A 14176-nucleotide genomic window follows, 5' to 3' on the forward strand; every position below is an offset into this window, starting at 1 on the left:
TAATGCGAAAACGAAGCTGACGCAAGAAGCGGGCCCGTTACCAGGCACCAACTCTGTGCAGGAACGCAGGCCCGGATGTCAGACAACCGCCAGCAGGCCACCCCCGAAAAAACCTCTCGCGGGATGGTATAAGGTTGTCATTGACATGTCAAAGTTCGTTACAAATTCCCCGGTTTTTCCTTGCGAATCAAGATGATAAGACAAGACTCGCATCTACTTTCTCGGAAATTTCATGACGTGCGTATGAAACCAGACAACGCGCCCGGATAATCGCCGCACCGCAACAGATCACATCCCGCCGATCGCCGCTGCCGCCATCAGCTTGCAGGTGTAGGGATGCTGTGGCGCACCAAGCACAGCCTCGGTTTCGCCCGACTCGACCACCTCCCCCGCCTTCATCACCAGCACGCGATGCGCCATCGCGCGGATCACGGCAAGGTCGTGGCTGATAAAGAGATAGCTGAGGTTGTATTTATGCTGCAGCTGCGCCAGCAGCGTCAGCACCTGCTGCTGGATCGACACATCGAGTGCCGAAGTCGGCTCATCCAGCACCAGCACCTGCGGCTTCAGGATCAGCACCCGCGCAATGGCGATGCGCTGGCGCTGACCGCCGGAGAATTCGTGCGGATAGCGCCCCAGCGCGGTGCGCTCGAGCCCGACTTCGCGCAAGGCCTCGATCACCTGCTGGCGCGTCGCCTCCGCCGACAAGCCCGGCTGGTGCAGGCTCAACCCCTCGCCGACGATCTGTTCGATGGTCATGCGTGGCGACAGCGAGCCGAAGGGATCCTGGAACACCACCTGCAGGCGCGAACGCATCTGGCTGCGCTCGCGGCGGGTCATCCGCTCGAGGCCGCGCCCAAGGAATTCGATATCCCCCCCGCTCTTGCCTTGCAAGGCCAGCACCGAATGAACCAGCGTGGTCTTGCCGGAGCCCGACTCGCCGACGATGCCGAGGGTCTCGCCTTCGCGCAACTGGAAATCGACGTGCTTGACCGCCGAGAAGCGCTCCTTGCCGAACCAGCCCTTGAATCCGGCACGCTTGCGCGCATAGTCCACGCTAAGCCCGCGCGCCTCGAGCAGGACCGGCGCCAGCGGCACCAGCGGCATCACGTCGCGGCGGGGCCGGCTGTCGATCAGCCGGCGGGTGTAGGGGTGCTGCGGGGCTGCGAACACCGTTGCCGTCTCCCCCAGTTCGACCAGCACGCCCTTTTCCATCACGCCGACCCGCTGCGCGAACGAGCGCACCAGGTTCAGGTCGTGCGTGATCAGCACCACCGTCATGCCGAACTCGGCCTGCAGATCGCGCAGCAACTCCAGGATCTGGGCGCGGATGGTCACGTCAAGCGCCGTGGTCGGCTCGTCGGCCAGCAACAGCTTGGGCCGGCATGCCAGCGCCATGGCGATCATCGCGCGCTGCCGCTGGCCGCCCGACAGCTGGTGCGGGAAGCTGTTGAACTTGTGCTCCGCATCGGCAATGCCGGTCCGCTCGAGCAGGGCGATCGCGCGCTGGCGCGCCGCGCGGCGATCCAGTCCCTCGTGCAGCGTCAAGGTCTCCACGATCTGGTTGCCGATCGTATAGAGCGGGTTCAGGGCCGTCATCGGCTCCTGGAAGATCATGGCGATCTCGGCGCCGCGGATCGCGCGCACTTCGCGGTCCGACATGCTCAGCAGGTCCCGTCCTTCGAAGCGGATGGCACCGTCGTAGTAGGCATCCTCGACCAGCCGCAGCATGGCCAGCGCGGTTACCGTCTTGCCCGAGCCCGACTCGCCCACCAGTGCGAAGCGCTCGCCGGCACGCAGGTCGAAGCTGACCTCGCGCACCGCGCGCGTGGCGTGCTCGCCATGACCGAAGGTCACCGAAAGGCGGTCCACGCACATCAGCGTGGAACCCTCAGCCGTGGTCCGGGCCGGACGCTGCTTCTTCTCCATCACCACGCTCATCGTGCCACCTCCGCGGTGACGGGAGCCGGCACCTTGGGCTGGACACGGCCGCGCAAGGCGGCCATGCCCAGGCGCTGATCGAAGGCGTCGCGCAGCGCATCGCCCATGAAGGTCAGCAGCAGCAGCGTCACCACCAGCACGGCGAAGGTGAACAGAGAGATCCACCAGGCGTCGAGATTTGCCTTGCCCTGCGCCAGCAGCTCGCCAAGGCTGGGGGTGCTCGGCGGCACTCCCAGCCCGAGGAAGTCGAGGCTGGTCAGCGCCAGGATGGCCGCGCTCATGCGGAATGGCAGGAAAGTGATCACCGGCGTCAGGCTGTTGGGCAAGATGTGGCGCCACATGATCTGCACGTTCGACAAACCCAGCGCGCGCGCCGACTTGACATAGTCGAGCGAGCGGTTGCGGTAGAACTCGGCGCGCACGTAGTCCGACAGCCCCATCCAGCCGAACAGCGACAGCAGGATGATCAGCAGCGCCAGGCTTGGCTGGAAGATCGAGGCGAAGATGATCAGCAGGTAGAGTTCCGGCATCGAGCTCCAGATCTCGATCAGACGCTGCGAGACCAGGTCGAAGCGCCCGCCGAAGAACCCCATCAGGGCGCCGGTCAGGGTGCCGACCAGCACGCCGATGACGGTCAGCGCCACACCGAACAGCACCGACACGCGGAAACCGTACAGCAGCCGCGCCAGCACGTCGCGCCCGCGGTCGTCGGTACCCAGCCAGTTCTCGGCCGAGGGCGGCGCGGGATTCGGCTCCTTGGCGAAGTAGTTGAGCGTCTCGTGCGAATACCGGTTGGGCGGGAAGACGGCGAAGTTGTCGCCGCTGGTCAGCTTGTCCAGGATATAGGGATCGAGATAGTCCGCTGGCGTGGGGAAATTGCCGCCGAAGGTGGTCTCGGGATAAGTCTTGACGATGGGGAAATACCACTGACCCTGGTAGCGCACCACCAGCGGCCGGTCATTGGACAGCAACTCCGCGCCCAGGCTGACCGCCACCATCAGCAGGAACAGGATCAGGCTCCAGTAGCCCAGGCGGTTGCGCCGGAAGCGTTGCCACGCGCGCTGGCGCGGCGACAGGGAATGCGGCAGGCCGCTGGCCGGCATGCGGGAGAGAGACATCATCGGTGCATCGCCTCGAAGTGGATGCGCGGGTCGACCATCACGTAGCAGACATCCGAGATCAGCCGCGTGACCAGGCCGATCAGGGTGAACAGGTAGAGCGTGCCCAGCACCACCGGGTAGTCGCGGCGCAGCACGGCCTCGTAGGACAGCAGGCCGAGGCCGTCCAGCGAGAACAGGGTCTCGATCAGCAGGGAGCCGGTGAAGAAGGCGCCGATGAAGGCGGCCGGGAAACCCGTCACCAGCGGGATCAAGGCGTTACGGAAGATATGCTTCCACAGCACCCTGCCCTCGGCCAGGCCCTTGGCGCGCGCCGTCAACACATACTGCTTGCGGATTTCCTCCAGGAAGGCGTTCTTGGTCAGCATGGTCACCACGGCGAAGCTGCCGACCACCGAGGCCGTGATCGGCAGCACCAGGTGCCACAGGTAGTCCGTCACCTTGCCCAGCAGCGAAAGCTGGTCCCAGTTGTCCGAGGTCAGGCCGCGCAGCGGGAACCACTGCACGAAAGTGCCGCCACCGAACAGTACCAGCAGCAGCACCCCCAGCACGAAACCGGGGATGGCATAGCCGACCAGCACGATCATGGTGGTCACCACGTCGAAGCGGCTGCCCGCCCGGATCGCCTTCGAGATGCCGAGCGGCACCGATATCAGGTAGGTCAGGAAAAACGTCCACAGACCGATGCTGATCGACACCGGCAGCTTGGATTTGACCAGTTCCCAGACGCTGCGGTGCTGGTAGTAACTCTGGCCCAGATCGAAGCGGGCGAAGCGCTTGAGCATCAGGAAGTAGCGCTCCAGTGGCGGCTTGTCGAAGCCGTACAGCGCCTGGATCTCCTTGATCCGCTCGGGGCCCAGGCCGTGCCGGCCGCGGTATTCCGCCCCCCCGCCGCTGGCTTCGCCACTACCGCCGGCCCGCCCCTTCATCTCCAGCATCATCTGCTCGACCGGGCCGCCCGGCACGAACTGGACGACGACGAAGGTCAGGGTCACCACCCCGATCAGCGTCGGGATCATCAGCAGGATGCGCTTGAACAGATAGGCGAGCATACGTCTCCTTGTCGCTTCCGGGTCGCCTACTTCGTCTGCGCCTGGGCTTTCGCGGGCGCCAGGTCATTGCGCCACCAGTTGCTGAGGATCCAGCCTTCCGCCGTATAGTACGCCGGCAGGCGCTGGGGGTATGACAATTCCTTGCGGTAGGCCACACGATGGTAGGCGCTGAACCAGTGCGGAATGATGTAGTAGCCGTGCATCAGCACGCGGTCCAGCGCACGGCAGGCGTTGATCAGTTCCTCGCGCGTGCGCGCATGCAGCACGTTGTCGACCAGCTTGTCGACCGGGGGCGACTTCAGGCCGAACAGGTTGTCCGAGCCCGGCGTGCCGGCTGCCTCACTGGAAAAGCGGTCGCGCAACTCGTTGCCCGGGCTCTGCGAATCCGGATAGCGGATCGACACCATGTCGAAGTCGAAGTCTTCCAGCCGCTTCTGGTAGAGCGCGAAGTCCGTGGTGCGCTGGTCGACCTGGATGCCGAGCTTCTCCAGATTGCGCACGTAGGCCGTGATGACGCGGCTCATGGCGCCGCCGTCGTCGAGGAACTCGAAGGAGAAGGCCTCGCCCTTGGCATTGCGCAGCGCACCATCGGAATAGGTCCAGCCGGCCTGGGCCAGCAGGCGCTGCGCCAGGCGCAGGTTGTCGCGCAGCGAACGCGGCGGGTTGGTGGTCGGCTGGGCCACGATCTGGCCGAAGACTTCCGGCCCCAGCTGCCTGCGCAGCGGATCCAGCAGACCGAGCTCTCCGGGCGTGGGACGCCCGTCGAAGGTCGAGGCGGCAGCCAGGTCGGTATTGGAGAACCAGCTGTCGAGCCGGCGGTAGGCGCCGTAGAACAACTGGCGGTTCAGCCATTCGAAGTCCAGCGCCAGCGACAGCGCCTGGCGCACCCGCACATCCTGGAACATCGGCTTGCGCATGTTCATGACGAAGCCCTGCATGCCGGCGCCATTGTGGTGCGGGAATTCGGTCTTCGCCAGTTCGCCGTTGTCGAAGCGCTTGCCCACGTAGCTCTTGGCCCAGTTCTTGGCGCGATACTCGACGATGGCATCGAACTCGCCGGCCTTGAATGCCTCCAGGCGGGCCGTCTCGTCCTTGTAGAGGCGGTAGACCACGCGGTCGAAGTTGAAGGTGCCGCGGCGCACGGCAAGATCCTTGCCCCAGTAACTGGGATCGCGCCGGTAGATGATGCCGCGTCCGGCATCGTAGCGCTCGATCAGGTAGGGACCGCTGGTGACGGGGGCCTCGAAGGTGATGTCGGCAAAAGACGCCTTTTCAGTCCACTTCTTCGAGAACACCGGCAGCGACCCGACGATCAGCGGCAACTCCTGGTTGTGCTGCTTGAAGTCGAAGCGCACGGTGCTCGGCCCGAGCACCACCACGCCCTTCACGTCTTCGCACATGCTGCGGTAGCCCGGGCTGGCGGACTTGCTCATCAGCATGTCGTAGGAGTACTTCACGTCGGAGGCGAGCACCGGGTCGCCGTTCGAGAAACGCGCCTGGGGCCGCAGGTGGAAGGTGACCGAGAGCTGGTCGGGTGCCATCGTCACGTCGTCGGCCAGCAGCCCGTAGGCGCTCGCGGTTTCATCGGCGCTGGCGATCAACAGCGACTCGAACATCAAGGCATTCAGCCCTGGCGCTGCCGTGCCCTTCAGCGTGAACGGATTGAACTTGTCAAAGCTGGTACGCCGGTCCGGGTTGGCCAGCGTCAGCGTGCCGCCCCGCGGCGCCGCGGGATTGGCGTAGTCGAAATGAGTGAAATCCGGACCGTACTTGAGGTCCCCGTACTGAGCATAGCCATGCGCCGCCAGCACCGGCACCGCCTGCACTGCCAGCAGGAGCGCCAGCCCGCATCGTTTGACCGTACGGCCGAGGAAACGTCGTCCCGCCGCATCGAACGGCCAAGGTGCACGAATAGGCATCCCGCTGGGGTCCTCCACTAGGATCGCTGCGGCAGGGCATCTTCGGCCCCGCCAGTTATGAGACAATTTTACATGCGTTCGGCTGGCGCCCAGCCATCCGGACATTCCAGTACGCGGCCGTACAGGCCGCCCCCCCACACTCGGGCCGGCCGGTCCGCGCGCACCGCCCCGGTCGCCGCGCGGCGCGTACCGTGCAAAGAGTACAGCACAAAGCGTGCCCGGCCGAGACACCATCATGGAGAATCTATGGGATTTCTGGCAGGTAAGCGGATCCTGATCACCGGCTTGCTGTCGAACCGCTCGATCGCCTACGGCATCGCGTCGGCCTGCAAGCGCGAAGGCGCCGAGCTGGCGTTCACCTATGTCGGCGAACGCTTCAAGGACCGCATCACCGATTTCGCCAAGGAATTCGGCAGCGAACTGGTGTTTGAATGCGACGTCGGCAGCGACGAGCAGATCGCGGCCACCTTCGCCGCGCTCGGCCAGCACTGGCCGACCTTCGACGGGCTGGTCCACTCGATCGGCTTCGCGCCGCGCGAGGCGATCGCCGGCGACTTCCTGGAAGGCCTGTCGCGCGAGGGCTTCCGCGTCGCGCACGACATCTCCGCGTACAGCTTTCCGGCACTGGCGAAGGCCGCGCTGCCGCTGCTGTCGGACAAGGCCTCGCTGCTGACGCTGAGCTACCTCGGCGCGGAACGCGTGGTGCCCAATTACAACACGATGGGGCTGGCCAAGGCCTCGCTGGAAGCGAGCGTGCGCTATCTGGCGGCCTCGGTCGGCCCGCGCGGGATCCGCGCCAACGGCATCTCGGCCGGGCCGATCAAGACCCTGGCGGCTTCCGGCATCAAGGGCTTCGGCAAGCTGCTGAGCCATTTCGAGGATGCGGCACCGCTGCGCCGCAACGTGACCATCGAGGAAGTCGGCAATGTGGCCGCCTTCCTGCTGTCCGACCTGGCCAGTGGCGTGACCGGCGAGATCACCTATGTGGACGGCGGCTTCAACGTGATGGGCGCAAGCCTGCCTGCCGAAGAATGAGGCCGCGGCCCGCCCTGGCGGGCCGGCCAAGCCACCATGAGGGCACCGCGCGCAAGCCGGTGCCTTTTTTCCTTGCCCCGGAAGGCTCTTGCGTCGGGAATGCTTGCCGGAAGTATGCGCACGCGTCCTGCACGGCAGACGCGGCGCGAATGGCGAAGGATGATGATCGGTGGCGCGTCCTAGAGGATTCGAACCTCTGACCGCTCGCTTAGAAGGCGAGTGCTCTATCCAACTGAGCTAAGGACGCGAAGGGCAGCATTCTACCCCAGAGATACGTCGCCATGCGCGCGATGCACGCATGGCGGAAACCAGTTGCAGCGCTCAGTGCGGCGCCTTGTCGCGAGCGCGCACGAAACGCGGCAGCGAGTCCTGCGGCCGGCCGGCGTCGGACGCCACGCAATTGCGCCCCATTGTCTTGGCCTCGTAGAGTGCGCTGTCGGCGCGCCGCATCAGGGCATCGGGGCCCTCCCCCGGCCGCCGCTCGGCCATACCGACGCTGACCGTGTAATGGATGGCATCCGGCTCGGAAGGACAAGGCGTGCCGCGCACCAGCGTGCTCAGTTTCAAGGTTGCCGCCCGGCCGCGATCCAGTGAGGTGTTCGGCATCACGATACCGAACTCCTCTCCGTCCAGCCTGCCGACCACGTCCTCGGCGCGCACGCTGCGCGACAGCAAGCCGGCAAAATGCCGCAGGACGCCGTCGCCGGCGAGATGACCGTAGAGATCGTTGATCGCCTTGAAGTGATCGAGATCGACAAAGGCGACCGTCAGCGGCTGCCCCTTGCGCTCAGCCTGCTCGCAGGCCGCCTCGAAGTCCTCCCAGAAAGCGCCGCGCGTGAGTACCTGGGTCAGGTCATCATGGCGCGCGCGCTGCTCCAGCAAGCGACGCAGGCGATCGTATGCCATCAGCGCAAAGCTGATGGACAGGCCCGCGGCGGCAAAGACATGCAGCACGCCAAGACTGCCCGCCTCGACCGGCAAGAACAGGCGGCCATCCTGCGCGGCGGCATACGCTTGCAGCAAGCTGACCAGTGTCGATGCCAGTGCGATCAGTAGCAAGGACAAGGCCGCCAGCCGGCCGATACCACGCCTCCCGGCCACGCGCGCAAGCACGATCAGCGCCAGGCCCAGCGCGTAAACGGCGCCAGCCGCCGCGAGCCCGAGCAGCACCACATACTCCGGAGCACGTGATAACGTCATCCAGCCCACGGCCGCCAGGATGACCGCGTTCAGGGCCACCCAGATCCAGCCATGGCCGCGCTTGCCGAAAAAGCGCCGGGTCCCGTACAGCATGGCAGACAGCGCCAGCACCAGCATCAGTTCGGCCAGGCCCTGCGGGCTCCCTCCCGGCAGCCACTGGCGAGAAACCAGGGCCACGGCCGCCGCACACACGGCAAGACCGGCGGCCGCCCAGGGCTTCAGGCCGATACCGCCCATGCCGGGCGTGCGCAGCAACGCCAGGCACACGACGCCCATCTGCAGGCCGAACAGGCCGGCAATGAGCACGATCCACTGTGACTGAGACATGTTTTCCCGTTCCAAGTGCGAAGCTGCCACGCTTCCGGCGACGCCCGCCCCCCCCGCCGGACGCCGCTACCGGCGTGAGCCTCTGCACCGCAATGCCGCCACCTTCCCCCGGGTAAGCCGCACCGGGTGGGTGGCGTGCCGGCGCGTCATGGCGCGCCGGTTCGTCTGGTTGGTCCGAGTCGCGACGATACGATGTGTCGGACGCCTGGCGTTGTCGTGGAACTCTCTCTATCTTGGTCCCTTCGCCAGCTTTTCCGCTCTCCGCGCAGCAGGACATCGCATCGCCGGCGCAGCGGTGTGCGGATTATGTCAGCGCCGGGGCCCAAGTCAAGCCATGCCGGCGGCGGCCTCGTAACGGCTGCCCACGCGATGCCGTCGAGATTCCCGGCAAGTGTCCCGTGCTCACCAGCGACATGGCAATTGACCGCCAGCCGAGCCGGAGGCTACAATTGCCGGCTTCGGGGCGTAGCGCAGCCTGGTAGCGCATCTGATTTGGGATCAGAGGGTCGCATGTTCGAATCATGTCGCCCCGACCAGTTTTATTGCAAATCAACGGCTTGTACCTGCTGGTACAAGCCGTTTTTGTTTGGCCGCCACCATGTTTGGTCGTTACCAAACACGACATGGCGCCCGGGAAGACATTGCCCTTGAGCAACTTGCTCGACCCATACCCCCAAAAGGAGTAACCCCAACGTCGGTAGGGGTACATTTGCACCGCTCGCATCGCAGAATGACGCTCGGCAACACACTCACACTCCCGTTGCCGTTTGGCGTGTAGGAGGCGTCACCCTCCTACACGACCTCTTTTCAGGCCGGCCCACCTTCAGGGCAATGACGTCAATGGCTCTCGGCGCTCGAGGTGCCAGTACGCCAGGGCGGCAACCAGCCCGAACACCGCATGCGCCAGCAAGCTCTCCAAGCCGCGCGCCTGATCGAACCAGTTGAAGTAGCGGGTAAAGACATAGAAGTTCAGCAGGTAGGCTCCCACGCCGAACAGCGCGCCGGACAGCGCGACCAGGCCCTGACCGGAATCCAGCCGGAAGGCGGCGATCAGCATGGCGAGCACCAGCGCCAGCACGATCGACAGGCCGAAGTGCACGATGGCGGCAGCCAGCACCACGATCCAACTGAACGCATCGGGCGAACTCAGCGCGCCGCTGCCGAGCATGATCGCCGCGACCATCTTGACCGTGTCCCAGGCCCCTCGATAGAGCACAAAGCGCGCCGCCAGCAATTCCATCACGACATAGACCACGCCAGCGGCAAGCCCCGCAAAGGCCGCTGCCCGCCAGTCCGGCATACGGTGGACGAAGCGGTGCGAATGCAGGTGCAGTTCCATATGAACCTCCTTGCTCGGCATCCCCCCGGGGACAGCACAGCGTGCGCACCTGCCACACCAACCCGGCTCGGCAAACGCGCCGCCCTCATAGATACATATAGGTCGCCGCGGGAAAATGCCAAGCGGCCGCCACCGCACCCCGGCAGCACGCCCGGCCGGCGCCCGGCAGCTGCTTGTTGCCGCGCACCAGTCCTATCGAGCCAGTCTCCGGCTTCGTGATACAATGTTGAATGGCGCCAGCATCAGGCGCAGCGTGCCCTGTCACCGGGCGCCCCCGCTGAAAACGACATCATCCCCACGGCGCGGCTGCGGCGAGCCAGCTTTGTTTCTTGCCCAGCAGCACCGTGCGCATTTCACGGCCGCGTCGGTACTGGACCCGGCCTGCAGGCTGGGGCAATTCCGCCCTTTTCTCGATTTCACGACACTCCGCGCTGCATGCGGGCGTTGCGCCGCGATGCGGCGGCTCGTGCCGATCGGGAAATCGCGGCATAGAATGCATTTCTCTCAACTCATGCGGCCCCATTGAGGCTGCGGAAAAGGAAAGACAGATTGGCTAAGGAAGAACTGATTGAATTTGGCGGCGTGGTGTCGGAAGCCCTCCCCGACAACCGCTATCGCGTCACGCTGGAAAACGGCGTCGAGATCTGGGCCTATGCGTCCGGCAAGATGCAGAAGCACCGCATCCGTATTCTCGCCGGCGATCGCGTGACCCTGGAAATGTCGCCATACGACCTGACCAAGGGTCGCATCAACTTCCGTCACAAGTCCTGATCCTTCGCCGGCGGGCGCTTCGTCCGGCACGTCGCCGGAGCAGCGCCCGCCAGCCGTCAGGTTCAGCCGCGGGGCTTGCCGGCCGCGGGAAAGCGGTCGTGCGCCTTGCGCATGAGCGGCGGTTTCGCCATACTCGGCCGTTACGATCACAGCGCACGCCTGTCACGTCATGAACCTGATCCTGTGGCGCCATGCCGAGGCCGAAGAGGCCGCCGGCCCGCTGGGCCTCACCCGTAACGGCGACCTGCAGCGCGCACTGACGCGGCGGGGCCACCAGCAGGCGCAAGCCTGTGCGAAATGGCTGCGCGCGCATGCCGCACCCGGCATCCGCGTGCTCTGCAGCCCGGCAGTGCGCGCGCGCGAAACTGCCGCCGCACTGACCCCACAGCCCGAGATCGTGCGCGAACTGGTGCCCGGCGCCGACGTCAGCACCGTGCTTGCCGCGGTCGGCTGGCCGGAAGGCCCAGACACCATCGTGGTAGGGCACCAGCCCTGGCTCGGCCGCGTGGCCAGCCTGCTGCTGGCCGGCAGCGAGATGGACTGGAGCGTACGCAAGAGCGGCATCTGGTGGCTCGCAAGCCGGACCCGCGAAAACGAGGCGCAGGTCGTGTTACGCGCCGTGGTCAACCCCGAATTCCTCTGACCCGGCACCAGGGCGAGTGCATCGCCCGCCGCGCGATGCACTCCCGTGCACCGGAATTGCCTTCGGCCGGCGCCGCGTCACGCAACCGTCATTACCTCTTCACGGCGCTGTCACCCGGCCTCTCTACATTGCTTCGCAACAGTTACGTCATCGAAAGGACATACTGATGCGAGATCTGCCGACGCCGACCCAGCCGCTCTTCGACGCCTTGCCCAATGGCCTGAACGGCCAGACGGCGCGGAGGCGTCTTCATCGCCAACCGGATGCACCAGCGCATGAGCCGGCTGCTTTCAGCGTGGCGTGGGCGCGCCACCAGGACGAGGTAGTCGAAGCCCAACGGCTGCGCTACAAGGTTTTTGCGGAGGAAATGGGCGCGCGCCTGACCTCCACCGTGCCCGAGCTGGACGTCGACATGTTCGACGCCTATTGCGATCACCTGATCGTGCGCGACCAGACCACGCTCAAGGTGGTAGGCACCTATCGCGTGCTGCCGCCGCACCAGGCCAAGCGCATCGGCTGCCTGTACGCGGAATCGGAATTCGACCTGGTGCGCCTGGCCCACCTGCGCCCGAAGATGCTGGAACTCGGCCGCTCCTGCGTGCATCGCGACTATCGCTCCGGCAGCGTCATCATGGCGCTGTGGGGCGGGCTCGGCGAGTACCTGCAGCGCTGGGGAATCGAGTCGATGCTGGGTTGTGCGAGCGTGCCGATGAGCGATGGCGGCCACTATGCCGCCAGCTTGTACCGGCGCTTCGCCGAGCGCTCGCTGGCACCGATCGAGTACCATGCCTTCCCGCGCCTCCCGCTGCCGGTGGACGACCTGAACCAGGATCTGGACGTCGAGCCGCCCGCGCTGATCAAGGGCTACCTGCGCCTGGGCGCGCGTATCTGCGGCCTGCCTGCCTGGGATCCCGACTTCAACGTCGCGGACTTCCTGACCCTGCTGCGCGTGGCCGACATGAATCCGCGCTACGCCCGCCACTTCCTCGGCCTGAGCCGCTGAGCCGCGCACGGCCGGCCTGCGCATTCGGCAATGGACTCCGGACGAGCCTGAAACGGGCCCGTTGCGGGCCCCGGCACCCTGCCCCGGCGGCGGGTGCCGTGCTCAGGCGTAGACCACCTTGTAGCGCTTGCCCACCCGCTCCCACTCATCGGCCTCCTGGGCGAGGCTGTATTCGATCAGCGGATTGCCATCGATCCAGTCGCGCGGCAACCGCACCTCGAAACCTTCGTCGAGCGCATCGGCGCGCTGGCGCACGCGGATCTGCGGCAGCGGCGAGTCGGTACGCCGGCGGCACAGCACGAAGGCCAGGCGCAGGCTGAACAGCATGCGCCAGTCGAGGAAGCGTCCGCTGCCGGAGAGCTTGCCGAGCTTGCCCGCGTGCCCGAGCAGCAGCGCGGCCAGCCGCGCCTGGTCGGTCTTCGAGAAGCCGGGCATATCGGCGTGCGTGGCGATGTAGGCCGAGTGCTTGTGATAGCCACTGTGCGAGATCGACATGCCGATCTCGTGCAGGCTTGCCGCCCAGCCGAGCAGGGCGAGATTGTCCTCGCGGAGTTCGTCGGGCGGCTCGGGGAATTGCGCCAGCAGGCTCAGCGCGGCATTGCGCACGCGTTGGGCCTGCGCGCGGTCCACCGCATAACGGCGCATGAACTGGTCGACCGTGACGGTGCGCATGTCCTCGTGATGACTGCGGCCCAGCAGGTCGTAGAGCACCCCGAGGCGCAGCGCCCCGTCGGTGACATCCATGCGCTCGATGTCCAGTTCGGCGAACACGCCCAGCATGATCGCCAGCCCGCCCGGCAGCACCGGGATGCGGTCCGGCTTGAGCCCGGCCAGCTTGACCCGGTTGGCGTTCTCCGCCTTGACCAGTGCGCGCTTGAGCCGCTCCAGTCCCTCGCGGGTGATGCCGTGCTCGCCCGGGTTGTCGTTCATGCCGTTGAGCTCGATCAGTTCTGCCAGCGCGCGCGCCGTCCCCGAGGAACCGACCGCCTGCTGCCAGCCGGCGCCGCGATACTGGCGCACCAGCACCTGGATCTCGCGCCGCGCGGCCAGCTCGGCCTGCTTCATCGCGTAGTCGTCGACATTGCCGCTGGGGAAGAACTGCCGGCTGTGCGACACGCAGCCGATGTACAGGCTCTCCATCAGCTTGGGCTGGAAGCCGCTGCCGATGATGAACTCGGTCGAGCCGCCGCCGATATCGACCACCAGCCGGTTGCCCTGGCACGCCGGGGCATCGTGCGAGGCACCGAGGTAGATCAGGCGCGCCTCTTCGCGGCCGGCGATGACTTCGATCGGGAAGCCCAGCGCCGCCTCTGCCTCGATCAGGAATTCCGGCGCATTCTTCGCCACCCGCAGCGTATTGGTCGCCACCGCGCGCACCTGCCCGGGCGCGAAATCGCGCAAGCGGTCACCGAAGCGCCGCAACGCATCGACGCCGCGTCGCCGCGCGGGCTGGTCGAGATACTTGTCAGGGGTCAGGCCGGCTGCCAGCCGGACAGGCTCGCGCAGCGCGTCGACCTGGAAGATCTGACTCGCCGGACCCGATGCGGTCATGGTCTCGTCCACCCGCCCGATCATCAATCGGAAGCTGTTCGAACCCATGTCGACTGCGGCCAGCAAGCGTGGGGATTCATTCATCGTTGTGTGCGGAACTCAGATGTGGGATTCTCGGTGGCCCGGCAACCGGCGGCACTTGCGGCACCTTCCCTGTCCATGGCCCAATCCCTCAAAATATGTCTTGCTCATGACCGGAGCATGACAAAATCACAATGTCATCAAACTGACATGATTCTATGAAAAAGTCGCAGCATTACCAAAATAAGGTCATGCC

At 65.8% G+C, this 14176-nt stretch carries 11 protein-coding genes and 2 tRNA genes; 5 read left to right on the forward strand and 8 right to left on the reverse strand.

Annotation, left to right across the window (positions count from 1 at the left end; translation table 11 throughout):
- Positions 1–288: 288 nt before the first annotated feature.
- Genes BKK80_RS15005 through BKK80_RS15020 form a run of 4 tightly spaced genes read right to left on the reverse strand, consistent with a single transcriptional unit; the run spans position 289 to position 6030 of the window.
- Positions 289–1878 carry an ABC transporter ATP-binding protein gene (locus tag BKK80_RS15005; protein WP_418235898.1) on the reverse strand — a complete coding sequence of 530 codons (1590 nt, stop codon included), beginning with the start codon at positions 1876–1878 and terminating at the stop codon, positions 289–291.
- A 59-nt stretch (positions 1879–1937) separates the two neighbouring features.
- Positions 1938–3062, reverse strand: coding sequence for an ABC transporter permease (locus BKK80_RS15010; protein ID WP_071014048.1), 1125 nt, complete (start codon positions 3060–3062; stop codon positions 1938–1940).
- Complete coding sequence (locus tag BKK80_RS15015) at positions 3059–4111, reverse strand: microcin C ABC transporter permease YejB (RefSeq protein WP_071014051.1); 1053 nt, start codon at positions 4109–4111, stop codon at positions 3059–3061. Before BKK80_RS15015 ends, BKK80_RS15010 begins: the two co-directional genes overlap by 4 nt.
- A 26-nt stretch (positions 4112–4137) precedes the next feature.
- A complete protein-coding gene (locus BKK80_RS15020; RefSeq protein WP_071038171.1) occupies positions 4138–6030 on the reverse strand; it encodes an extracellular solute-binding protein in 1893 nt (630 codons plus the stop codon).
- Between the two features lie 246 nt (positions 6031–6276).
- Here BKK80_RS15020 and fabI point away from each other — a divergent pair, with 246 nt between their 5' ends.
- Complete coding sequence (fabI, locus tag BKK80_RS15025) at positions 6277–7065, forward strand: enoyl-ACP reductase FabI (protein WP_071014056.1); 789 nt, start codon at positions 6277–6279, stop codon at positions 7063–7065.
- 170 nt (positions 7066–7235) lie between these two features.
- On the opposite strand, the gene BKK80_RS15030 is transcribed toward fabI, so the two are convergent.
- Positions 7236–7312: transfer RNA gene (locus BKK80_RS15030), tRNA-Arg, on the reverse strand.
- Positions 7313–7386: 74 nt separating this feature from the next.
- The gene (locus BKK80_RS15035; RefSeq protein WP_236903687.1) at positions 7387–8502 is read right to left on the reverse strand and encodes a GGDEF domain-containing protein; all 1116 of its coding nucleotides are present in this window, start codon (positions 8500–8502) and stop codon (positions 7387–7389) included.
- 549 nt (positions 8503–9051) lie between these two features.
- Here BKK80_RS15035 and BKK80_RS15040 point away from each other — a divergent pair.
- Positions 9052–9128, forward strand: a tRNA-Pro gene (locus BKK80_RS15040).
- 287 nt (positions 9129–9415) lie between these two features.
- Here the strand turns inward: BKK80_RS15040 and BKK80_RS15045 are convergent.
- Positions 9416–9931 (reverse strand): hypothetical protein, encoded by a 516-nt coding sequence (locus BKK80_RS15045; RefSeq protein ID WP_071014061.1) that lies wholly within the window; start codon positions 9929–9931, stop codon positions 9416–9418.
- A 549-nt stretch (positions 9932–10480) separates the two neighbouring features.
- On the opposite strand from BKK80_RS15045, the gene infA reads away from it, so the two are divergent.
- The 3 genes from infA to BKK80_RS15060 all read left to right on the forward strand — a co-directional run bounded on the left by infA (position 10481) and on the right by BKK80_RS15060 (position 12348).
- A complete protein-coding gene (infA, locus tag BKK80_RS15050) occupies positions 10481–10702 on the forward strand; it encodes a translation initiation factor IF-1 (protein WP_008641674.1) in 222 nt (73 codons plus the stop codon).
- 169 nt (positions 10703–10871) lie between these two features.
- The gene (locus tag BKK80_RS15055; RefSeq protein WP_071014063.1) at positions 10872–11345 is read left to right on the forward strand and encodes a SixA phosphatase family protein; all 474 of its coding nucleotides are present in this window, start codon (positions 10872–10874) and stop codon (positions 11343–11345) included.
- A gap of 166 nt (positions 11346–11511) precedes the next feature.
- The gene (locus tag BKK80_RS15060) at positions 11512–12348 is read left to right on the forward strand and encodes a GNAT family N-acetyltransferase (RefSeq protein WP_083384115.1); all 837 of its coding nucleotides are present in this window, start codon (positions 11512–11514) and stop codon (positions 12346–12348) included.
- Between the two features lie 102 nt (positions 12349–12450).
- On the opposite strand, the gene ppx is transcribed toward BKK80_RS15060, so the two are convergent.
- Entirely contained in the window at positions 12451–13983 is a 1533-nt protein-coding gene (ppx, locus tag BKK80_RS15065) for an exopolyphosphatase (protein ID WP_071014068.1), read from the reverse strand.
- Between the last annotated feature and the right edge of the window lie 193 nt (positions 13984–14176).

This window comes from Cupriavidus malaysiensis, assembly GCF_001854325.1.
Lineage (GTDB): Bacteria > Pseudomonadota > Gammaproteobacteria > Burkholderiales > Burkholderiaceae > Cupriavidus > Cupriavidus malaysiensis.

What these genes read in the sequence shown, in the direction of transcription:
- BKK80_RS15005 (WP_418235898.1), bottom strand. Translation starts at nt 1,878, where the DNA reads ATGTGCGTGGACCGCCTTTCGGTGACCTTCGGTCATGGCGAGCACGCC.
- BKK80_RS15010 (WP_071014048.1), bottom strand. Translation starts at nt 3,062, where the DNA reads ATGATGTCTCTCTCCCGCATGCCGGCCAGCGGCCTGCCGCATTCCCTG.
- BKK80_RS15015 (WP_071014051.1), bottom strand. Translation starts at nt 4,111, where the DNA reads ATGCTCGCCTATCTGTTCAAGCGCATCCTGCTGATGATCCCGACGCTG.
- BKK80_RS15020 (WP_071038171.1), bottom strand. Translation starts at nt 6,030, where the DNA reads ATGCCTATTCGTGCACCTTGGCCGTTCGATGCGGCGGGACGACGTTTC.
- fabI (WP_071014056.1), top strand. Translation starts at nt 6,277, where the DNA reads ATGGGATTTCTGGCAGGTAAGCGGATCCTGATCACCGGCTTGCTGTCG.
- BKK80_RS15035 (WP_236903687.1), bottom strand. Translation starts at nt 8,502, where the DNA reads ATGGGCGGTATCGGCCTGAAGCCCTGGGCGGCCGCCGGTCTTGCCGTG.
- BKK80_RS15045 (WP_071014061.1), bottom strand. Translation starts at nt 9,931, where the DNA reads ATGGAACTGCACCTGCATTCGCACCGCTTCGTCCACCGTATGCCGGAC.
- BKK80_RS15055 (WP_071014063.1), top strand. Translation starts at nt 10,872, where the DNA reads ATGAACCTGATCCTGTGGCGCCATGCCGAGGCCGAAGAGGCCGCCGGC.
- BKK80_RS15060 (WP_083384115.1), top strand. Translation starts at nt 11,512, where the DNA reads ATGCGAGATCTGCCGACGCCGACCCAGCCGCTCTTCGACGCCTTGCCC.
- ppx (WP_071014068.1), bottom strand. Translation starts at nt 13,983, where the DNA reads ATGAATGAATCCCCACGCTTGCTGGCCGCAGTCGACATGGGTTCGAAC.